This window comes from Halodesulfovibrio sp. MK-HDV, from assembly GCF_009914765.1.
GTDB lineage: Bacteria > Desulfobacterota > Desulfovibrionia > Desulfovibrionales > Desulfovibrionaceae > Halodesulfovibrio.
This window is the reverse complement of the sequence record NZ_WYDS01000005.1, coordinates 142725-163543: the sequence shown is the minus strand read 5'-3', so window position 1 is coordinate 163543 and position 20819 is coordinate 142725. Positions and strand designations below refer to the sequence as shown.

At 47.4% G+C, this 20819-nt stretch carries 15 protein-coding genes; 10 read left to right on the top strand and 5 right to left on the bottom strand.

Annotated features, from left to right (window positions below; all coding sequences use genetic code 11):
* The first annotated feature begins 44 nt into the window (after positions 1-44).
* Together MKHDV_RS05645 and MKHDV_RS05640 are read left to right on the top strand one after the other, a co-directional pair.
* A complete protein-coding gene (locus MKHDV_RS05645) occupies positions 45-797 on the top strand; it encodes an ATP-binding protein (protein WP_160713145.1) in 753 nt (250 codons plus the stop codon).
* A gap of 50 nt (positions 798-847) precedes the next feature.
* Complete coding sequence (locus MKHDV_RS05640) at positions 848-1753, top strand: M23 family metallopeptidase (protein WP_160713143.1); 906 nt, start codon at positions 848-850, stop codon at positions 1751-1753.
* Between the two features lie 555 nt (positions 1754-2308).
* On the opposite strand, the gene MKHDV_RS05635 is transcribed toward MKHDV_RS05640, so the two are convergent.
* Together MKHDV_RS05635 and MKHDV_RS05630 are read right to left on the bottom strand one after the other, a co-directional pair.
* A complete protein-coding gene (locus MKHDV_RS05635; RefSeq protein ID WP_160713141.1) occupies positions 2309-3268 on the bottom strand; it encodes a DNA polymerase III subunit delta' in 960 nt (319 codons plus the stop codon).
* Between the two features lie 18 nt (positions 3269-3286).
* Entirely contained in the window at positions 3287-4567 is a 1281-nt protein-coding gene (locus MKHDV_RS05630) for an adenylosuccinate synthase (RefSeq protein WP_160713128.1), read from the bottom strand.
* A gap of 209 nt (positions 4568-4776) precedes the next feature.
* Here MKHDV_RS05630 and MKHDV_RS05625 point away from each other — a divergent pair, with 209 nt between their 5' ends.
* Complete coding sequence (locus tag MKHDV_RS05625; RefSeq protein ID WP_160713126.1) at positions 4777-6435, top strand: transglycosylase SLT domain-containing protein; 1659 nt, start codon at positions 4777-4779, stop codon at positions 6433-6435.
* On the opposite strand, the gene MKHDV_RS05620 is transcribed toward MKHDV_RS05625, so the two are convergent.
* Positions 6355-6714 (bottom strand): hypothetical protein, encoded by a 360-nt coding sequence (locus tag MKHDV_RS05620; protein ID WP_160713124.1) that lies wholly within the window; start codon positions 6712-6714, stop codon positions 6355-6357. The two genes, MKHDV_RS05625 and MKHDV_RS05620, sit on opposite strands and share 81 nt — an antisense overlap.
* 220 nt (positions 6715-6934) lie before the next feature.
* Here MKHDV_RS05620 and MKHDV_RS05615 point away from each other — a divergent pair, with 220 nt between their 5' ends.
* The 5 genes from MKHDV_RS05615 to MKHDV_RS05590 all read left to right on the top strand — a co-directional run bounded on the left by MKHDV_RS05615 (position 6935) and on the right by MKHDV_RS05590 (position 15982).
* Positions 6935-8209, top strand: a complete 1275-nt coding sequence (locus MKHDV_RS05615) for an IMP cyclohydrolase (protein ID WP_160713122.1) — start codon at positions 6935-6937, stop codon at positions 8207-8209.
* 166 nt (positions 8210-8375) lie between these two features.
* Positions 8376-10454, top strand: a complete 2079-nt coding sequence (locus tag MKHDV_RS05610; RefSeq protein WP_160713120.1) for a ribonuclease catalytic domain-containing protein — start codon at positions 8376-8378, stop codon at positions 10452-10454.
* A gap of 76 nt (positions 10455-10530) precedes the next feature.
* Positions 10531-11136, top strand: a complete 606-nt coding sequence (gene plsY, locus MKHDV_RS05605; RefSeq protein ID WP_160713118.1) for a glycerol-3-phosphate 1-O-acyltransferase PlsY — start codon at positions 10531-10533, stop codon at positions 11134-11136.
* Positions 11136-12587 carry a threonine synthase gene (gene thrC, locus MKHDV_RS05600; protein WP_162859835.1) on the top strand — a complete coding sequence of 484 codons (1452 nt, stop codon included), beginning with the start codon at positions 11136-11138 and terminating at the stop codon, positions 12585-12587. Before plsY ends, thrC begins: the two co-directional genes overlap by 1 nt.
* 530 nt (positions 12588-13117) lie before the next feature.
* A complete protein-coding gene (locus MKHDV_RS05590; RefSeq protein ID WP_216846863.1) occupies positions 13118-15982 on the top strand; it encodes a ComEC/Rec2 family competence protein in 2865 nt (954 codons plus the stop codon).
* 390 nt (positions 15983-16372) lie between these two features.
* On the opposite strand, the gene MKHDV_RS05585 is transcribed toward MKHDV_RS05590, so the two are convergent.
* Positions 16373-16732 carry a response regulator gene (locus MKHDV_RS05585; RefSeq protein WP_160713112.1) on the bottom strand — a complete coding sequence of 120 codons (360 nt, stop codon included), beginning with the start codon at positions 16730-16732 and terminating at the stop codon, positions 16373-16375.
* Positions 16733-17255: 523 nt separating this feature from the next.
* On the opposite strand from MKHDV_RS05585, the gene MKHDV_RS05580 reads away from it, so the two are divergent.
* Both MKHDV_RS05580 and MKHDV_RS05575 read left to right on the top strand, forming a co-directional pair.
* On the top strand, positions 17256-17486 hold the full coding sequence (locus MKHDV_RS05580) for a hypothetical protein (RefSeq protein ID WP_160713110.1): 231 nt from the start codon (positions 17256-17258) through the stop codon (positions 17484-17486).
* Between the two features lie 105 nt (positions 17487-17591).
* Complete coding sequence (locus MKHDV_RS05575) at positions 17592-18500, top strand: ATP-binding protein (protein ID WP_160713108.1); 909 nt, start codon at positions 17592-17594, stop codon at positions 18498-18500.
* A 472-nt stretch (positions 18501-18972) separates the two neighbouring features.
* Here the strand turns inward: MKHDV_RS05575 and MKHDV_RS05570 are convergent, their stop codons facing one another.
* On the bottom strand, positions 18973-20769 hold the full coding sequence (locus MKHDV_RS05570; protein ID WP_160713106.1) for a lysophospholipid acyltransferase family protein: 1797 nt from the start codon (positions 20767-20769) through the stop codon (positions 18973-18975).
* Between the last annotated feature and the right edge of the window lie 50 nt (positions 20770-20819).

The window sequence follows — 20819 nt, the reverse complement described above, 5'->3', positions numbered from 1 at the left end:
CAAAAACAGTAAACAGCGTACCGAAAGCATGATCGGGAGTACCCATGGCAAAAGAAAAATTAAGCTACGTTCAAAAACAATGCATAGGCAACGCGGGCAAGCTTATGCAGCAAACAGAAATGATTCACCCCGGCGCACGCATTGGCGTCGCCATGTCCGGCGGCATGGATAGCTGGGTGCTGATGAGAACACTCCTCTATCGCCAGAAGATTGTTCCGTTCACATTCGAAATGATGGCACTGCACGTTAACCCGGGCTTTGACAACGCAAGCCACGCACCGCTTGCTCCATGGCTTGTCGAACACGGCATCCCGTACCACATTGAGACCACCACCGACGGGCCGGATGCACATTCCGAGATAAACCGTAACAACTCTCCGTGCTTTTACTGCGCCATGAAGCGCCGCACACGCCTGTTTGAACTGTGCAAACAGTACAATCTTACCCACCTTGCCTTCGGCCACAACGCCGACGACCTTGTCGGAACATTCCTGATGAACTTATACGAAGCAGGCAATGTTCGCGGTATGTCGATAAAAGAAGATTTCTTTGGCGGCGATCTTACTATTATACGTCCTTTATTGATGGTTCAAAAAGACGTCATTCGAAAGTGCGTCAAGCAATGGGAACTGCCATTGTGGGACAATCCGTGCCCTTCAGCATTTGATTCACGCCGAAAAGACGTAATGGACGACTTCTGGGAACTTGCAGGCAAGTATAAGAACCTGAAGCAAAACGTATTTAACGGCCTAACCAGATGGCAACTTGGCTTGACACTAGACTCTAAAGAGAAGTAACGTCGAAAATTATTTTTTCCACCCTAACATCTGAGTATACGAAAGATAATATGCTGTTCAATCGCTACCACGTTGTTGTCTTCAAGGGCAATCAGGGGCATTGCAAAAAAATAAGCCTTCATGGCTGGTTTTTTGCGAGCATCCTCGTTCTTATCCTTTCGTTATCCGCAGGGAATATCTACCTGTGGAAATACTACCATCAATCACAGACATTGGTGCAAAGCCTAGCAGACTCTGAAAAAACTATTTTCGAGCAAAACAGCCAGATCTTAAGTATGGTGGACAAGCTGCGTATCGTCCAGAAGGACCTACAACGCGTACAGCAGTTTGATACAAAACTGCGTATCATGATCAACCTCGACAAAGATCAGGGCGATACTGCTTCTGCTGTAGGCGGAGCCAAAACAAAAGACTTTGCTGACAACTACCTGCCGATACACAGGCAGGAACTTCTGGCTCGTAAAATTCACAGCTTCTTGAAGGATCTCAACACAGAGGTTCGTCTGGAAGAAGTAAGCCAGCAGGAATTGATTCAAACATTCCGCAAAAACCAACGACTGCTTGCCGCAACACCGTCTATCTGGCCTACAGAAGGCTGGGTGGCATCACCGTTCGGACCAAGACGATCTCCGTTTACCGGCCGTAAAGATTTCCATAAAGGGATCGATATCGCCAACCGCATCGGTACTCCGATCTATTCCACAGCGAATGGTCGTATCTCATTCACCGGTTCTGGCGGCGGCTACGGTATCAACCTCATGATCAACCACGGTTCAGGCGTCATCACACGATACGCGCACATGAAACGCTATGTGGTTAGGAAAGGTCAAAAGGTTAAACGCGGTGAACTCGTTGGCTACATGGGCAACACCGGTCGCTCAACAGGCCCCCATCTTCACTACGAAGTGAAGCTGAACGGCGTAGCGCTGAATCCCAAAAAGTTTATCCTGAATTAAAATGTGACGACAGAAAAGGGGACTAGAAATAGTACCCTTTTTTTATGTTCTTTTTTTGTTTTCGACGAGGCATCGGGTGTTTCATTTTATCGTTTTGTCTTCGACGAGCTATCCAGAGCTGACACTTTATTTTTATGTCTTCGNCGAGCCTCCGGCGGCTTAAGAACCCTTTTGGAAAAGGGCTTCTTAAGAATCTCCTAAAACTTTTACCTGCGAGGCCAGCCCGTTGTTTACTTAACCTCGCGGCTTATGCGTCACCACCTTTCAATGCCTCAACAAAAATGACTCTACAATTCGTCAACACGCCCCATTCACCAACTCCTTTAAGTAGATAATGAAATAAAAAAAGGCTGTCCTACATAATTAGGACAGCCCTTTTTTTGCTACTCAAGTCAGTAAGTTTAAGCCGCGTGAAGAAATAATCTACGGAACTTCATCGCATAATAAAAAGTTTTGATGGGGGTCTGGGGGAAACTTTTCCGAAAGTTTCAGCCCAGCCGCCGGAGGCTCGTCGAAGACACCTGCAACAATCGCCACCGATGACAAAACAGAAAACTATCGAATAGGCCGCCCGCTGGACTTGGCAGAAAATTTGGCAAGCAGATAAAGCTTGGTTCCGAGCCAATCTATTACGAGCGGCGGTGAGACGAGCGCATTGAGTGAATCCTGACACTCACTGAACACCTCATCTAGCTTACGTTGACGCCCCATATCGATTTGAGCAAACAGCCGTGCGAGTTCGCCGGATTTTCGACCGGTAATGGCATTGGCAAGCTCGTGCTGACAATGAACTAGCAGGTGCATTGCAAGCGTAGCATCCAACGCTCCACGTGTGCCTGTCTTGGCCATAAGACCTGTGCCTTCGACCATGAAATTGGCGAGAACACCTGCCCATTCGTGAACTTCGTCAGAAAGGGCTGATGGCGCTTCACCTATAGGCCACGCAAGAGTTACTACCCAACTTCTTGAAACAAGAGTCGGGAGCAGACGCTCTCGTTGTGGAGCGAGAAGAAGAAAACTTGTATTCGGGCGTGGCTCCTCGAGAGATTTCAGGAGCGCGTTTGCTGCTGCAATACTCAACGATTGTGCTTCAAAGAGAACGACTACGCGTTTCTTTTCGGCTCGAGGCGGTTCGCCTAGAGTGGAACGGAGTTCGCGAATCCATTCGATTTTGATAGTGCCCGTATTGTTGGGTTCACCGTCATAACCGATGGAGCCTGCGCGTCCGTCGAAGAAAAATAGATCGCGCGATGATTTGGTAATCATCTGCCTGCATGCACTACATTCCATGCAGGGCGCGGGGGAGTTGACGCAATTTATGCGCGCAGCCCAATAGAGCGCCACGGCTTCGCGTTCATCGGTGGTTCCACCTTCGAACAGGATAACTTGTGGCGGGTCTTCTGCGAGCTGCTCAATAAAGCCCCGCACTCTGGCATGACGAGCATCCAGAGACGGGGCTATAATATCATGAGGCTCCAGAGCGGACTGGGTTGCTTGGTCTTTTGACGTACCCAAACCGTTACCTCCGAGTAATTAGCGCATGATTGTCTGATCGCGTTCAGGACCAACAGAGATGATGCTTACGCGCACACCTGTAAGTTCTTCAAGGCGTTCAATGTACTTCTGACAATTGTCAGGAAGATCTTCCCACTTAGTTGCCTTAGTGATGTCTTCATCCCAACCCGGTACAGATTCGTACACTGGTGTGCATTCACCAAGAGCGCCCTGCTCCTGAGGAATAACAGTAACACGTTCGCCTTTGTAATCGTATGCGGTACAGATTTTAATCTCTTTCATACCGCTGAGTACATCAAGCTTAGTGAGTGCAATATCGGTAGGACCATTAAGACGGGCGGTCTCACCGAGAACTACGAGATCAAGCCAACCACAGCGACGACGACGACCGGTTGTTGCACCGAATTCGTGGCCTTTTTCCTGCAGGAATTTTCCGTCTTCATCAAAGAGTTCAGTCGGGAACGGACCTGCACCTACGCGTGTAGTGTACGCTTTAACGATTGCAATAATGCGATCAAGACGGGTAGCTGGAATACCAGCACCTGCTGATGCGTTACCTGCAACAGTATTGGAAGAGGTTACGAACGGGTAAGTGCCGTGATCGATGTCAAGGTGGATACCCTGAGCACCTTCGAACATCACGTTCTTACCAGAGTCGAATGCTTCCCAGATTTCACCAGTAACATCGGCGAGGTATGGCACGAGACTATTGCCTGCTGCCACAACTTCTTCGAATACTGCGTCAACGGAAACAGCTTCACGGCCGTAAAGGGCAGTGAACAGTGCGTTCTTCTCAATCAATGCTGCTTCGATTTTAGTGCGGAGCAATGCATGATCAGCAAGATCGCCGGCACGGATGCCGATACGGGCTGCTTTATCTTCATAGCATGGACCGATGCCACGACCGGTTGTACCGATCTTGTCATCTTCTGATTTATGATCTTCACGAGCACCATCAAGCGCACAATGGTACGGCATGATGAGGTGAGTTTTTTTACTGATTTTCAGGCGTTCGGGACTTACATCAAGTCCTTTAGCACGAAGCCCTTCAATCTCTTTCCAAAACACGCCTGGGTCGAGTACTACACCGTTGCCAATGAGACACTTCTTGCCTTCGTGCAGGATGCCTGAAGGGATGAGATGAAGGATGTATTCCTTATCACCTACGATAACAGTATGACCGGCGTTATTTCCGCCCTGAAAGCGGACGATTACGTCGATGTCGCGGGTAAGGAGGTCAACAATTTTACCTTTGCCTTCGTCTCCCCACTGAGCGCCCATCACGATTACGTTTGACATTAGCCTCTCCTTCTGGAATGAAACTGCTTCTTTGGAACCTTGGCTACCCAAGGAACGCAAAAAATGCATCTTCTCTTAATACACTCTTTGGACACCCGTCAATCGATTCACAGAGAAAATTTCACTAGCGACGCATTAGAATCCTGTTATAATGCGGCTACGATGAAAAAATTTTTAGGTACGGTTTGTTACCTTGCCTCGGAGATTCAATGAAGAGACGTTTTTTCACCTCGTGGGAAGCAATATTATTGTTCCTACTCATCACTGCACAGGGTGCGCTTATGGTAGGTACAGAAATTGCTGCCTACCTTTACCGCGTTCCTCCGGTGCGAGTTGTTGTGCCCAACGTCTCCCAATTTTCCTCTCTTGTCTCCCCGTACGGCCTTGGTGTGGATGGCGAACTGCTGAGCAGCTTTGCCAAAGAAAAAGGCTATACCATCACCATTCTTCGCGTCAAAAGCTCTGAAGAAGCATGGGATCTTATCTCAAATGATAAAGCAGATTTACTTGTCGGATTCGGTGGCAATGTTCCCGAAGAATACTCCAAAAAAATTACCGCAGGCCCAGCCTACGACGACTATAAGTCTGTAACCATCAAAGATACCAAGCAAACAGACAACAAAGAACTCCAAGCTCTTTGCAGCAGTCTTATGGACACAGTACCGGAAGGCGTGGACGAAGAAGTTTACAGCGAAAACGCCACATTCCTTTCTTCCCTTGCGGATGCTCTTCCGCAGGTGGTCTCTCCACGAGAAAACAGTGAACCTTCCGGACAGACTCCGTATGCAAAAAAAGCTGAAGCATTGGGTGAAACCGCACCGAACACCACTTCTGAACCTGCTTCTGCATCGGCTTCTGCACCGGCTTCTGACAAGCCGACACAACGCAAAAAAGCACCTGCAACCGTAGCAACGGCTAACGAAGATGCTCTGGAAAATGTAGACTGTGTCGACTTTGATCGCTTCCACATGTTTCACCTCATGTCATTCGACAGCGATGAAGGTGGCACAGCACAGATAGATGTACGTAATTTTACAATGCTGCAACCCTTTTTCCTTGATGTGGTCCCAAATTCCAAAATTAATGAGGGCGGCTCATATCATTGGTTCTGGCGCAACAAATTTTTTGCGGAATCAGGATTACAAAAAGATCTGAAAAATTTTTGGGATACAGTTCAAACTGAAGGTACCGTTGCTGTCTTAAAAGAGAAGCATTACGGGTTTTTCCCCAAAGATTTAAATTATTACGTCATCGGAAAGCTGAAAAAAGCATTGCGTCAGAAAATGCCCAAATATGCGAAGACAATGGGAAAAGCGAGCAAGAAAAACAACATTGATCCGTTGTTGCTTGCGGCTGTAATTTTTCAGGAATCACATTTCAATAACTCAGCCCGCAGCAGAACCGGCGTGCGTGGATTAATGCAGATTACGCAGACAACAGCCAAAGAACTTGGCATCAACCGTCTCGACCCGCACCAATCGATCATGGGCGGGGCAACGTATCTTCGTAAACTGTGGGATAGATTTGAAGACCAAGACCTAGAAGTATGGGACAGGTGGTTTTTCACACTTGCCGCATACAACCAAGGCTACGGGCATGTTACCGACGCTATTAAGCTTACGCAAAAACGCGGCGGCACGGGCAAAACATGGCAGGAATTAAGAGAAACTCTGCCGCTTCTGGCCTGGAAGCGTTACTTCTCTCAGACCAGACACGGCTACTGTCGCGGCTACGAAGCCGTTACATACGTCGAAAATATCCGGTATTACTACTACCTGATTAACGGGCTAGTCGCTCTTTCTAGGCCGGAAGGCGAGAACCTTGGCAAGCTTCGGAGCAGCATTAGTACCGCCACTCCCGACGTTTAGCTGTGCATCTTTGTTTTCTCCACGCTTCACCATGTCAAAGGCTGCCTGCGGAGGCAGATCGCGAACATGTCCCTGCTCTGATTCTGCCCAATGATGATTAAATAACTGATTTTTCCAGCGAACAGCCTGAATCAGTGAAAAGATCAACGTAGCCTCTTCCCATTCCCGACTCGGTTCAAATACTTCAGTCTTAGTTGCGTACTTTTCCCACAAATCCATGAGGGATGCTTCGTCGTATCCATTCAGCTGTGCAGCTAATTTTCGGAGGGCGCGTTCCATGGCAGTAAATTGCTCCTTTCTACATGTGAATAATGATGATACCGAATCTCTACTGCAATCTGCCATTGCCTACAAATGAAAATTGCCCCCCGTGCTACTGTATGATACTTTCTTGCGCCTCTGGGGTGTTGTTGCCGAGGTTTGGCAACTAAACTCGGCGATTCACCACATGTTTGTGTTTTATTTATGCTACTAACATAACAAGCGGAGTCAAAACCTCATGAGCGACTTGAAGAATATGTACAAAACCATTCTCGGAGATCCATTTCCTTCCGAGATGAAAGTTCAGTTGGGCGATCAAGAGCTTGTGTATCGCAAGCGCACGTGGGAAATTGACGGGGAAGAAAAAGGGCTGCGCTACGGCGAAAACCCTGATCAGCCAGCGGCTGTGTACGAATTGGCTGAAGGCTCCCTTACTCTTGGTGGTGTGGAGTTTCGTGGACCGGGAAAAGGACTTGTTTCTGCTTTAACTGAAGAAAATATGATTCAGGCAGGCAAGCATCCTGGTAAAACAAACCTGACAGATGTTGATAATGCCATTAACATGTTGCAGTACCTTACTGCAAAACCGGCAGCTCTCATCTTAAAGCACAATAACCCTTGTGGTGCCGCATGGTCCGACAAGGGTGTTGCAGATGCGCTTAATAAAGCCTTCTGGAGTGACCGCATTGCTGCTTTCGGCGGCGCGGTAGTGGTTAACCGTCCTATGGATTTAGAGTGTGCTAAAGTTATTAACAGCGCATACTTTGAAGTGGTAGCAGCGCCTGCTTTTGAAGAAGGTGTTGTAGAAGAACTGAAAAAACGCAAGAACCTGCGTATTCTCGAAATTCCGGGAATGGCGCATCTTGAAGAGCTGGTAAACGTGCCGGTACTTGACTTCAAGAGCCTTATCGACGGCGGTATTGTGATGCAGCAGTCCTTCCGTAACCGAATCCTCACCGTAGACGACTTTATCCCTGCCACAGCGGAAAAAGACGGCGTGGAAGTAGCAGCACGTAAGCCGACAGCACAGGAAGCGGATGACCTCCTCTTTGCATGGGCTGTTGAAGCTGGCGTTACCTCCAACTCAATTATCTTTGCACGTAACGGCGCTACCGTATCCATCGGTACCGGCGAGCAGGACAGAGTTGGCTGTGTAGAGCTCACCATCCACAAAGCGTATACAAAATTTGCTGATATGCTAGCGTTTAAGGAACACGGCATTTCTTTGTACGAACTTAAGCAGAAAGCGCTTAACGACGAAGAATCAAAAGCAATTCTTGACGACATTGAAGCCCGCACCCGCGCGGAGAAAGGTGGACTCATGGGAACCGCAATGGTTTCTGATGGATTCTTCCCGTTCCGTGACGGTGTAGATGCAGCACTGATACATGGTGTTGCTGCAATTGCACAGCCGGGCGGCTCTATTCGTGACCATGAAGTTATTGAAGCAGTGAACGAAGTTTCACCGCAGGTAGCAATGGTCTACACTGCACAGCGTTCCTTTAAGCATTAAAAGATACTTCCCGCAGGTGAATTGCCATCTGCGGGAAGTTACTATTTGCCGACGCATAAAAATTTCGCCTCCTTCGGGAGGCACCCCGAAAAATACACGGTGAGAGACACACCGCATCGATACATATGAATACCGGCAGGTGCCGGTTCCAAATAAAGCAGGTAATATGAGTGCTCCTTCTCTGGTTCGGTATCCCGGACCGGGCTGTGTTGTAGAGTTCATGCACGGTAACAAGGCTCAGCAAGGCTGGGTACTTGACGAACAGGGTGGAAAACTACGGCTTCTTACCATTAATAAACGCGAGATGAAGCTTGCTTCTTCACGCGTTCTTCCTTGGGCAGGCCCTTCATACAGTGGCGAGCGTTCCCGTCAGGAAATCGGTGCACTGTTAGAAGAGCATCGGGCAACGCGTGACGCCATGAGCGCAGAAATCGATGCGCTTGAGTTATGGGATTTTGCACAAGGCGAAGTGGATAAAGAAACCATCCAGTGGTTTGCTGAACTGTTGTGGGAAGAACCGACCATCGACCAGCTTGCTGCACTTGGCAGCGCAATGCTCACCTGCAAGACACATTTTAAATTTCAGCCGCCGGAATTTGAAATTTACCCTGCTGATAAAGTGGAAAAACGTCAGGAAGAAGACCGCAAGCGTCTTGAACGTGAAGCGCTCGTCACACAGGGTGTCGGCTTTTTCCGCACTCTTTGGGAAAGTCATTCCAAAGGTCGCGCACTAGGCAAAGCTCCAGACGAAGGCGTCGCAGAACAGCTTAAAGAGATCATTTTAAATAAATTAAGCGATCCTGACAGCCACGAAGTTGATCAGGTCTGGAAGCAGCTTGCTAAAGGCTTGCCGGAAGATCCACATATGGCGCTGCACCTTGCCCGTGCATGGGATTTAGTTCCGCCACACCACAACTTCTGGCTCGACCGTGCAGACTACGAATGCACCAACAACTGGGCAGAAGAATTTACCTCTGACGTTCAGGCCATCAAAGACAAGTGTCTCTCCATTCATCAGAAACCGGAAGAGCGCACCTATATTTCTATTGATTCCGCTACCACCAAAGACATTGACGATGCATTCAACATCGAACGTCGCGGTGACGGCGGCTATCGCCTTCGCATCTCCCTTGCGTGCCCTGCTGTAGCATGGCCGTTCGGCAGCCGTTTCGATAAAGAAGTACTTCGTCGTGCCACAAGTGTGTACCTGCCGGAAGGCGATTGCCACATGATGCCGACAACACTTGGTACAGACTTCTTCAGTCTTCATGCAAACGAAGACCGTCCGTCACTGATTCTTGATATAGAATGCAGCAGCACAGGTGAACTTGAGCGTTGCACGCCGGTACCTGTATGGGTTAATTTGGCTGCAAACCTCACCTACATTGATTCTGAAGCAGTAATCAACGGTGGTGGTAAAGACACGCCTGCCGGTCCATTTGCCGAACAGATTGCATTGGGTTCTGAACTCAGTGACAAACTTCAGGAACAGCGTATTGCCAGCGGTGCTGTAATCATCGAACGAAACGATCCGAAGGTAAAACTTTCCGGCGAGGGAAGCGAAACCAAAGTTGAAATCGTTCCTGCTGACGACACTCCGAAAGCTATGAAGCTGGTAAGTGAGATGATGATTCTTGCGAACTCCGGCGTAGCTGCATGGGCAAAAGAGCACAACGTAACTCTGTTGCACAGGACGCAGGATGTAGCTGTACCGAGAGAATACGTTGGCGTATGGAGCGCACCGCACGACATCGCACGTGTTGTGAAAGCTCTGTCTTCTGCTATTCTGGAAACTACTCCAAGACCGCACAGAGGTATTGGGGTAAATGCGTACAGTCCGATTACTTCTCCGCTCAGACGTTACCCTGACCTTGTCAACGTTGCGCAAGTAATACACTATACTGCAACCGGTGAAGCACAGTGGACTACTGAAGAAATCACCGCAATGCTCCCGCTGCTCAACGCTCGCCTTGATTCTGTAGGTCAAATCCAGCGTTTCCGCCCTCGTTACTGGAAGTTACTGTACTTCAAGCAGCAGGGTGACAAAGTATGGCGTGAAGCTATTGTTACGGAAGAAAACGATGCCTTCGTAACGGTTTCTTTACCGAATGAGCAAATTTTTGTACGTGGCAGACGTAAGTCGTTTGGCGATAAGGTGAATCCGGGGCAACTGTTTATGGTTCGCATCGGCAAAGTTCATCCTTTGAATAACGAAATCCAAATTCTGGATGCAATGGAAAGTTAACAAGTAGTTCTGTGGCTACGCACAACGCTAGGTACCGCAGAACATATCTTGATGAGCTATCGCAAGGAGAGTGAACATGCTGGCAAAATTTCTCTGGCTTGGTATCGCGTACGTTATGGGCTCCATTCCGTTTGGTCTGCTTATCGCTAAAGCTGCCTGCGGAATCGATCCACGTCTCGATGGCAGTAAAAACGTTGGCGCTACCAACGTAGCCCGTCTTTGTGGCTTTAAATACGGCGTTGCAACGCTGCTGTGCGATCTTCTTAAAGGCGCAATTCCAGTAGCAATCGCATTCACCATCAGCCACAACTGGTTATTTTTAAGTCTTGTTGCACTTGCTGCGCTCATGGGACACGTCCGTTCCTGCTTCCTCGGTTTTGAGGGTGGCAAAGCGGTAGCAACAACTGTTGGTGTATTCGTACCGCTGGCATTTTTCCCTATGCTCTTTAGCTGTATTGCCAGTGCATTAGTTATTTGGCGCTCCGGATATGTGTCTATGGGGTCACTCACACTTGTAGTAACCCTTCCTATATTCCTGTTCCTGTCCGGCCATTGGTCCTTAATTCCATTGGCTCTCGTAGTGCTTGCACTCGTATTTTGGACTCATAGAGAAAACATTGGCCGCCTTGCTCGCGGCGAAGAAAAATCGTGGCTTAAAAAGAAGCACGAGGAACAAGCATAATGAAGAACGCATCAGTTTTCCCTGAATACCGGGGAAATATGGAGTACTACTGTTTAGGTTGTGGAGAGCGCTTCGGCATCGACGAACTTCTGTACACCTGCCCTGAATGTGGCGGCGTGTTCCTGCTCGACAACCTCGACTTTGACAAACTTTCTGAACGTACCGGTGAAGAATGGCGCGACCTGTTCGACACCCGTGCAGCTTCCAAGAACACCGCACTGCGCGGCATCTTCCGTTTTTACGAATTGATGGCACCTGTTCTGGAAGAAGACGATATCGTCTACTTAGGTGAAGGAAACACCCCTATCGTAGAAGCAAACAACAACCTGACTGAAAAGACAGGTGTCCATTTTGCCTTCAAAAACGATGGTCAAAACCCTAGCGCGTCTTTTAAAGATCGCGGTATGGCGTGTGCTTTCTCCTACCTCAAAGCGCTCGTACGCAAACACGGCTGGGACGAAGTTCTCACCGTATGTGCGTCCACAGGCGACACATCTGCCGCAGCAGCCCTGTATGCTTCATACATCGGCTCTCCGCTCAAGTCAGTAGTACTTCTGCCACATGGTAAAGTAACTCCGCAGCAGTTGTCTCAGCCTCTCGGTTCCGGTGCTACCGTACTGGAAATTCCGGGCGTATTTGATGACTGCATGAAGGTTGTAGAAAACCTTGCAGAAAACTACCGTGTTGCACTGCTGAACTCCAAAAACAGCTGGCGTATCCTCGGTCAGGAATCCTACGCATTCGAAATTGCGCAGTGGTGTGACTGGGATCTCAAAGGCAAATGCGTTTTTGTACCAGTAGGTAACGCAGGTAACATCACCGCAGTTATGGGTGGTTTCCTCAAGTTACATCGCCTCGGTATTATCAACGAACTTCCACGCGTATTCGGTGTTCAGTCTCATCATGCAGACCCTGTATACCAGTATTACAGCGTAGAAGACCCTGCAAAACGCGAGTTCAAGCCAGTTGAGGTTACTCCGTCCGTTGCACAGGCTGCAATGATCGGCAACCCAGTGTCTTTCCCGCGTGTAAAACATTTTGCAGAACAATTTGAAGCCATTGGCGGCAAAGGTTCTTTCCAGGTATTGCAGGTGACCGAGCAGATGATCATGGATTCCATGATTGAAGCAAACATGAATGGTCACATCGCATGTACACAGGGTGGCGAATGCTACGCAGGTCTCAAGCGTGCAAAAGAACTCGGCATCATCGCTGAAGACGAATTTGCAATCCTTGATGCAACCGCGCATGCACTCAAATTCTCCGGCTTTCAGGACATGTACTTCAGCAACACCTTCCCTCCAGAGTTCGGCGTACAGCCGGACACTTCTCTTGCCAACGCACCTGAGTTGGTTATTGAAGAATCTGTAAAAGCAGAGCTGGCACCGGAAGCGTTCACTGAAACTGCTGCCAAGACTATTGCTGACAAGTTAGGTCTTCAGAGTAAGTAGTTTGAAGGGGGCTTGTGCCTCCGGTGAGTCTTCGGAGGTTGTTGCCTTTGGCGAACCTGCGGTGCTTGTCTTCGACGAGCCTTCAGAGCTTTTTGCCTTCGGCGAGTCTGCGACGCTGCCTCCGGCGGCCAAAGAACCCTTTTGAAAAAGGGCTTCTCTGGACTCTCCTAAAACTTTTATTCGCGAGTTAAGCACGTTGCTTTCAATGCCTCGCGGCTTACGCTCCATTACCTTTCGTGAAATAAGAAAAGGCTGTTCCATATACTGGGACAGCCTTTTTTTTGGAGAAAAATGGTAAGGGACTTCAAAAAGTATAGCTAGAATGATTGTTTTCTAGGAAATAGTAAGCGAGCTTATTATAGAAACGGTAAGCATCATACAGAAATAGTACGTTTTTATTTGTAATAGAACAAAAATGACACCAAAGCCCAAAGCACCCCTCTGTTGTAAAGTACGTTTTTTTGCACTACCGTTAATCACAAATTTGTGATTAACCACCAGAGCCGCATAGGACGGGGGATTTTTAGAACATGGAAGGCACCGCACCACACGACTCAGTCTCATATCCCTCATTGCTCATGTGGCATTGGTACTTTCTTGCATGGGCAGCAGGTCTATGGGGTGCTCGCTACTTCATTCCTTCCCTTGCAGCCCTCGGCTCAATTGTCTTTTTTTACGTCCTTACCCGTCATTTGGCGCGGAAGCTTCCAGAGCAAAGCCTTTCATCACCCAAAAAAAACGTAACGCAAAATGTAGCGCGCCTCTGCATCCTTTTTGTGTCCTTCGTTCTGGGCTTACAGATAGCCACAGCAACACTTGCACAGCGCCCTTTTGATATCAGCCAGCCCGACTCGCTTCCTCAATTCATTCTCAACAAGAAATATGTACAGGTCACGGGAGTCGTCCGCGAAGTCCAAACATCTCCTGACCGGCGTATAAAATTTATTCTGACAGACGCAAGCTACACAAAAGACAACGTAACAACGTCCATCACAGGCGATGTTGTCTGGACATGGGCAAACCGGAAAGACGCTTGGAACAAGCAACAGAAAGCAGCTAACGCGCTGAAAAATGGGCAAGAAGAATCATCGTCTGCTAAACAAGCCTTGATAACAGCCAACCCCGCAATTGCACGGTTACGTCCAATGGTCGGCGAAACTGTATCAATTCGCGCAAAGTTGCTCCCGATTGTTGGCTTCCGAAACAAAAGTTCATGGAACAGCGGTGACTATTGGCAAAATCGCGGTGTCTTCTGGCGGATATGGACATGGGGTGACAAAGCTATCCCTACGCGCTCAGGTGATGTCTCACTTCCTACGTTGTGGCGTGAGAAAATGCGTTTCAATGTCTCTCAACAACTGGAAGACCTTGTTCATACGGACGCAATAGAAAAGCTTTCTTCAGTATTAGGAGCTACTGCACTCGGTGATGCTTTAGACGTTATCCCCGCTCTACTTTTCGGAGACAAATACAATTTCCCAAGCAAGCGCTATGCTCAGCTGTCACACGCCTCTCTTTCCCATTCATTTGCACTCTCCGGAATGCATTTAGCAATTGTGGCCTTGAGTATCTCTTTTCTCTTCACGCTCTGTGTACGCCGTGCCAGCGTTTACGAACTCATAAGCCGTCCTAAACTTTTTGCCTTGGGGATTTTACCTGCGGCTGCGGTCTATGTCTGGATTGGTGGCGGCTCGCCTTCATTAGTTCGAGCATTCATTATGCTGTGCTGCTGGTGTATACTGCTGCTATTCAACCGCCCCCGTGTCTTCATGGACGGGCTGTTCTGGGCTCTGGCATTTATGACCATCGTAAATCCGCTCATTGTCTTTGACTTACGACTCCACCTTTCCGGATTGGCAATTGTAGCTATGATCATTGCCCTGCCGATGCTTACTGTCGTGAAGTCATATCTGCTACCAAACAAAACAACTCGTTTTCAGCGCATAAAACGAGCGGCATTTGATACGTTCTTTCTGTCCATTGCAATTCAGCTTGTGTTATTACCCGTTACCGTCTGGAATTTTAATGAGCTTTCCTTATGGAATGTTCTAAACATAATATGGCTGCCGCTTCTTGGCATGTTCATAATGCCAATACTGCTCTTCGGTCTTGTTGCTGCCTGTATGAGCATGGCATTACCTGCGCTTGTTCCATTCTCAGAAACACTCTTTGCAATTGCCGCAACACCAGTGGCAACACTTTTCGCCTTCCTTGATGATATGGACAAAGCAGGGTTTTTGACTCCTGTAATTATGAATCGTCCACACTGGGTCGAAATTTTTGCGTGGTATGGCTGTATAATTTCAGCCCTTGTCTGGTGGAAAATTGAAGGCAGAGAAATCATACCGGAAATATACAATTCCCTGAGTGACGGCGCTCCAACATGGGAAACCAAGCTATTTACTGCGGCAGGTTTGCCGCTGGTGGGTGGAGATATTGAGCAAAGGGAAACAGAACCGCCGCTCATGATGCGCAGCATTGACGAGCCTAACCGCAACTCTGGAAAAAGCGTATCCCCATCTGTACGCAAAGAAAACTGCAATATCTCACGATGGGCATCCCGTATGGCCTTTTCGTGTTTTATCCTATTGCTGTTTATACCCGATGCTCTCCATGCATACCGCATAGAACATAGAACCCGATTGAATGTACTGGATGTGGGTCAGGGGCAATCTTTGCTTCTCACCTTCCCAAACAACAAACGAATGCTCATTGATGGCGGAGGATTCGCCTCACGGTCTTTTGATGTAGGACGGGCAATCGTTGTGCCGTGCATTACGCGTCAACACGATTCTTCCTTACAATGGGTCATGTCCACACATCCAGATACGGATCACCTTCGCGGGCTATTCCACCCCGTTGGATACGCTGATGTAAAAGGCTACTTTGCTACAGATGCCATCCCGCGCGGATGGAACAAAAAACAACTTCGCCAAGCATTGAAAAGAGCTGGGTTGAAGAAAAGCATTCTTAAGGCTGGAGATGTACTGACCATCTCAGAAGATTTGGAACTTGAAGTATTGCATCCACCAAAAAATTCTGAACTTGAAGGAAACAACAAGTCGCTCGTGCTCCGTCTCGTGAAGCACAACGGTACAGAACGCAGAGGATTGGCTCTACTGACAGGGGATATTGAGCTGAAGGGAATTCAGGAACTGATGGATTCAAAAGCAGACCTCAGCGCAGAAGTACTTATCCTTCCGCATCACGGTTCTGCATCCAGCTACTCACCAGCATTTTACGATGCAGTAAGCCCTAAAGTGGCTGTAGCATCATGCGGTTTTTTGAATAAATTCAAGTTCCCGTCACAGGACGTAATAAACGAATTACACCGCAAGGGAATACAAACATTGGTTACCGCAGAAAAGGGTGAAGTGGAACTCTATTTAGAGTGAGTTGAGTTATTAGAATAAAATTAGATTGAGATTAGAAGGCGTTAGATCGCATTAGATTGATTATTTTTCGTAAAATAACGCTGAAAGGGCTTGTGCTATGTGGAAGATGTGCTAGAAAAAAAGAAAGCATACTGGCGGGTTGGTGACAAGCCGAAACTACCCCTTCGGGGTTATCAGCCATCTAGATGCTAGGGAAGTAGCTTCGGAAAGTTCCGGACATGTGGCGGCCCCATTCCGCTTAAAAAACAGGGCCGCTACACACATTATCCTGATGCTGAAGAGCGACCAACTCTTGCAGCAAGTCCCTGAAGGATGACCCCCTTCAAGAGACAATATCTCAAAAAGGGCACGCGCAAGCGTGTCCTTTTTAGTTCTTAACTAAAAATAGTGCTATTCAAAGAAACTTGCAACCTTCGCTTTCAATTCCGTCAAATCAACAGATTTTACTACGTAACAATCCGCCGCTATCGACTTCATATCATGCTGGAAGCTATCGTATGCTGTACTTAAGATAACAGGCAGCGTCGAATTAGTAGTTCGAATATCCTGCAATAAATCCAAGCCCGTAAGCTTTTGATTCAGCCTGATATCCAACACAACGACATCTGGACTTTCGCGGTCGAGCACCTCTAAAATGGGCTCGGAACCATCAGAGATAGCTACTTTGTAGCCGTCCTCTTCAAACGCGTCCTTATATAACAGCCTGATATTCTCTTCGTCATCCACAATCAGTACTTTTTTATCAGCCATATCATTCTCCCCCAAAGCGAAAAAAAGAAAATTTCTCTTCATGTTAATCTCGCGTAGAGGCTGATTGTGCAATGATTAAACATTGCAGAGGGCTTATTTGTGGATGCNAAAAAGATGAATTCGTCCCCGTGAATAATACCGCGTATACTTGGCATACACTTAAAACAAATGCAACGAGATTCATAACCCCTTTATTAGAATGTATAAACATAAAAAAAGGCTACAAAGTCGTTTTATGCCAAAAAGCTGTTTTACCAAATCCATAACATGCTGATTTACTAGTTAAAAAAATATTAAAAAAGCATAACTAGCTAATTTTACTACATCAGCAAGCATTTACTTTTCAGATTCTTGTCATGTTGTAAAAAATGAGTAAAGTATGCACGAATTGTCGGATAGCTATTTTGCACCACTGTACTCATTGTCACAATAGTCGCACGACACTAATAACATATACAAACTTCTGCCTCGGATCAAAAGAGACAGTAGCCATTCAATAACTTAATGTACACGGATGCCTATCATGCAAGAAGAAAAGGTTGTTTACACAAAACCATACGGAGTTACTGTTACACTCCAGCCACAAAATGAGACTCTCACGTTAAAAGCTCGTTCAGTGCGTCAGCTTTTAAATATCGTTAAAGCAAATTCTGCAGAAGTACTTGTTATCCGCGACAACGAGCTACTTACTTCAGATAGAAAACTTTTTCATGGCGACGACGTTATCATTCGCAACGTAGTATCCAGCGGCTAGCAAGCTACCTCCCCGCACAACCATGCAGGGCTGTCATCTTCTCTGACCTCATGCTTCGGCGTCGGTTCACCAAGGCGCCGCATATATCTATAAGGAAAACACAGAATGAAATGTAAAGTATGTAAAACAACTGCGGTTGTTTCACTTCCTAGCCACAACACCGGCTTTTGTGCCGACTGTTTTATGTCTTTCTACGAACGATCTGTTGAACGTAGCATCCGTCGTCAAAAGCTGTTCACATTCGAAGATAAAATCCTCGTCGCACTTTCTGGCGGCAAGGATTCATTAGCCTGTGCAATTGTACTCAAAAAACTCGGGTACAAAATTCACGGCTTACATATAGACCTCGGTATTCCAGAAAGCTCCGTTGCAGCACGCGGCGTTGTTGAACGCTTCTGCGCAACACACGAAATCCCACTCATTGTTAAAGAGATGGAAGAAGAAAATTTACAGATCCCGCGTGTTAAAAAAGTCCTCTCTCGTTCCGTATGCTCAGCATGTGGTCGAATCAAACGTTACTTCTTCAACAAAGTTGCCATGGACGAAGGCTTTACCGCCCTTGCCACCGGACACAACCTTGATGACGAAGTTGCACGACTTTTCTCCAACACGCTTCGTTGGGATATCCCGCACCTTAGCGATCAAGGGCCATTGCTCGAAGCTGAAAACGGCTTTGCACGCAAAGTGCGTCCGCTTTACCGACTCACAGAGTTTGAAAACGCTAACTACGCGTTCCTCAACGGACTCGAATACCACTACGCTCCATGCCCATATTCTCCAGGCGCTACTTCCACTGCATACAAAAAACTCTGGAACCAGCTTGAAGAAGAAATGCCAGGACGCAAACTCGCGTTCTACACAGCGTTCCTCGCGCATGGACGCGAACCTTTCCGTCAGTCCGATAAAGAAGAAGGCACCAAACCAGTACCGTGCGATCGCTGTGGCTACCCAACTTCTGCCGGAACCTGCGGTGTATGCCGCACCCGCGATGCTGTAGCTAACGACGACGAATAGACAGTATTTGTCTTTGACGAGCCTTTGGTAAGATTTGTCTCCGACGGCTCGTTTCACTATCTTTATCCGTAATCTCTCATTCTTCGAGAACGGCTAAAGTTCCGAGGGGCAAGGGCGCTGCCCTGCACCCGCAAGGGGGACGCCCCCTTGACCGCGATTTTATTGCGATCAACCCTTCACAAGCGAAGTTTTCACGCGGCTTAACCCCACTGACTTGAATAGCAAAAGGGCTGTCCTTCATATGAAGGACAGCCCTTTTTTATGTTACTAAAGGTAATGGAATTAAGCCGCGTGAAGTATTCAGCAACGGGCTTTCTTCGCATAATAAAAGTTTTTGGAAAGGGGTCTGGGGGAGAACCTTGTTTCAACAAGGTTTCCCCCAGCCGTCGGAGACAAAATTAAAAAACGTCGTAGACTCGCCAAAGGCAAGCGTCGCAGACCACCGACGGCAACCAGACAGGCCGCCAAAAACTTACTTGTCAGCTTCCTTAAAGGATTCGATAAGCTGAACAGCTTCGGTGTCGCCGAGGTAACGCTTAAGCATGCGCAACGGTGTTTCGGAAAGATCGATCATAAGGAATGCATCGAGACTGCCGAATGCGTTATCAACGTGGAAAGCACCAATTTTGCCTGCAAGGCGCAGATAGTGCTTGAAGAGAATAGGCATGGTTCTGCCATCTTCCATATCTCTTACTAACCCGTTGAGACCGGTGAAACTGAGATCTGCGATATTAAATGCAGACGGTATGCCTTTCGGCAGCTTCAGCTTCGGTGCTTTTTTACCTGCTACTAATGTAGAGAGCTCTTTGTCTATATGATGCTCTTTAAGATAATTAACTGCGGTTACGAGTGTAAACGGGTTAAATTCAAGCGGCAGACTGCATGGGCCGAACAGGTAACGAGTACCTGGACGACGCAGAATGTATTGCCCGATGCCTTTCCAGAGCAACATAAGCGGACTGTAATCTTTCTGATAATCCGGATTCACTATGGCGCGCCCTAACTCTACTGCATGTTCAAAACGGGTAAAGAACTCCGGTTTGAACTTGAAGAGGGTGCTGCAATACATGCCTTTTATACCGCTTCTTGGAAAGATTTTATCTGTACATCCAAGACGGTATGCACCTGCGATTGTTTCTTTTTCATCATCCCATAAAATAAGATGATCATATTCATAATCGTAGGTGTCGAGATCAAGATCAAGTCCGGTTCCTTCACCCACGGGGCGGAAGGTTAACTCACGCAGCCGACCAAGATCGTGCAGCATATTAGGAATCTGAAACGCCTGCGCTTCGAATACTGTAAATCCATTTTCTTTTGCAAGAATCTGTTCTTTTGGCAGTTTCGAGAGTTCTCTCAGGAGCGACTCGTGCGGACGTGCTGCTGCGATTTCCATCTGATCTTTTTCTTTTCTGAACGGAAGACGGAATTTTTTAGATGATGGACGCTTAGCTAGGGAATAACTGCGAACACGCAGATAGTTCATCACATCTTCTTCTGTTGCGAACGTCTTCAGCATATTGGACGGGATAATATTCCCGACGCTGTAAGTAATTTTTTTGTTTCGTTTATTATATAGTTGTTTTGGGAGCATGGCTGTGCGTGCAAATGGATGCACCATACCCATCATATTAAAGAACAGGCTATTACGGCCATGGAAATACAAAGGTAAAACGTCGGCATTCGTTTTACGAATAATCCGCGCTACGTTTTTGCTCCATACTGGATCAACAATGCCGCCCATTTTAGGCTGAAGATGGGAAACTTCTCCAGCTGGGAACACCACAAGACTTCCGCCTGCTGCTACATGTGTAATCGCATTACGAAGTCCACGAACATTTGCGCGGCGTGCCTCTTTTGTTTCAAACGGATTCACTTCAATCATGCATGGACGCAATTCTGGCATAATTCCAAGCATAAAGTTCGCAAGAAACTTACATTCAGGACGCAGCGGCAATATTTCTGCCATCAGCGCGAGTCCTTCAATACCACCAAACGGATGGTTCGAAACGATAACAAGCGGCTTATCAAGCGGCATATCGCGCAGCCCTCTACCGAGAGCTTCGACTTCTATATTTAATATTTCTAAACCGTTTTGACAAAACTCAAGCGGGTTATCTCTTCTTGTAATGCTGTCATACACATTAAACAGTCCATCAACGCCAGTCATATGCATTAACGGCTTTTTAATTGGTGCAAGCACCTTCTTAACCTTAGGCGGAATAAAATCTAGATTGATATTTCTATCTTCAATACTCCGTCTCATCATGGCCAACCTCTCAAGGCTAAATTCACTTACTACATTTTTTGATTAATGGA

Excerpts from the sequence above, each read along its gene's own strand:
- MKHDV_RS05645 (WP_160713145.1), top strand. The coding sequence starts at position 45 with ATGGCAAAAGAAAAATTAAGCTACGTTCAAAAACAATGCATAGGCAAC.
- MKHDV_RS05640 (WP_160713143.1), top strand. The coding sequence starts at position 848 with ATGCTGTTCAATCGCTACCACGTTGTTGTCTTCAAGGGCAATCAGGGG.
- MKHDV_RS05630 (WP_160713128.1), bottom strand. The coding sequence starts at position 4,567 with ATGTCAAACGTAATCGTGATGGGCGCTCAGTGGGGAGACGAAGGCAAA.
- MKHDV_RS05625 (WP_160713126.1), top strand. The coding sequence starts at position 4,777 with ATGAAGAGACGTTTTTTCACCTCGTGGGAAGCAATATTATTGTTCCTA.
- MKHDV_RS05620 (WP_160713124.1), bottom strand. The coding sequence starts at position 6,714 with ATGGAACGCGCCCTCCGAAAATTAGCTGCACAGCTGAATGGATACGAC.
- MKHDV_RS05615 (WP_160713122.1), top strand. The coding sequence starts at position 6,935 with ATGAGCGACTTGAAGAATATGTACAAAACCATTCTCGGAGATCCATTT.
- MKHDV_RS05610 (WP_160713120.1), top strand. The coding sequence starts at position 8,376 with ATGAGTGCTCCTTCTCTGGTTCGGTATCCCGGACCGGGCTGTGTTGTA.
- plsY (WP_160713118.1), top strand. The coding sequence starts at position 10,531 with ATGCTGGCAAAATTTCTCTGGCTTGGTATCGCGTACGTTATGGGCTCC.
- thrC (WP_162859835.1), top strand. The coding sequence starts at position 11,136 with ATGAAGAACGCATCAGTTTTCCCTGAATACCGGGGAAATATGGAGTAC.
- MKHDV_RS05590 (WP_216846863.1), top strand. The coding sequence starts at position 13,118 with ATGGAAGGCACCGCACCACACGACTCAGTCTCATATCCCTCATTGCTC.
- MKHDV_RS05585 (WP_160713112.1), bottom strand. The coding sequence starts at position 16,732 with ATGGCTGATAAAAAAGTACTGATTGTGGATGACGAAGAGAATATCAGG.
- MKHDV_RS05580 (WP_160713110.1), top strand. The coding sequence starts at position 17,256 with ATGCAAGAAGAAAAGGTTGTTTACACAAAACCATACGGAGTTACTGTT.
- MKHDV_RS05575 (WP_160713108.1), top strand. The coding sequence starts at position 17,592 with ATGAAATGTAAAGTATGTAAAACAACTGCGGTTGTTTCACTTCCTAGC.
- MKHDV_RS05570 (WP_160713106.1), bottom strand. The coding sequence starts at position 20,769 with ATGATGAGACGGAGTATTGAAGATAGAAATATCAATCTAGATTTTATT.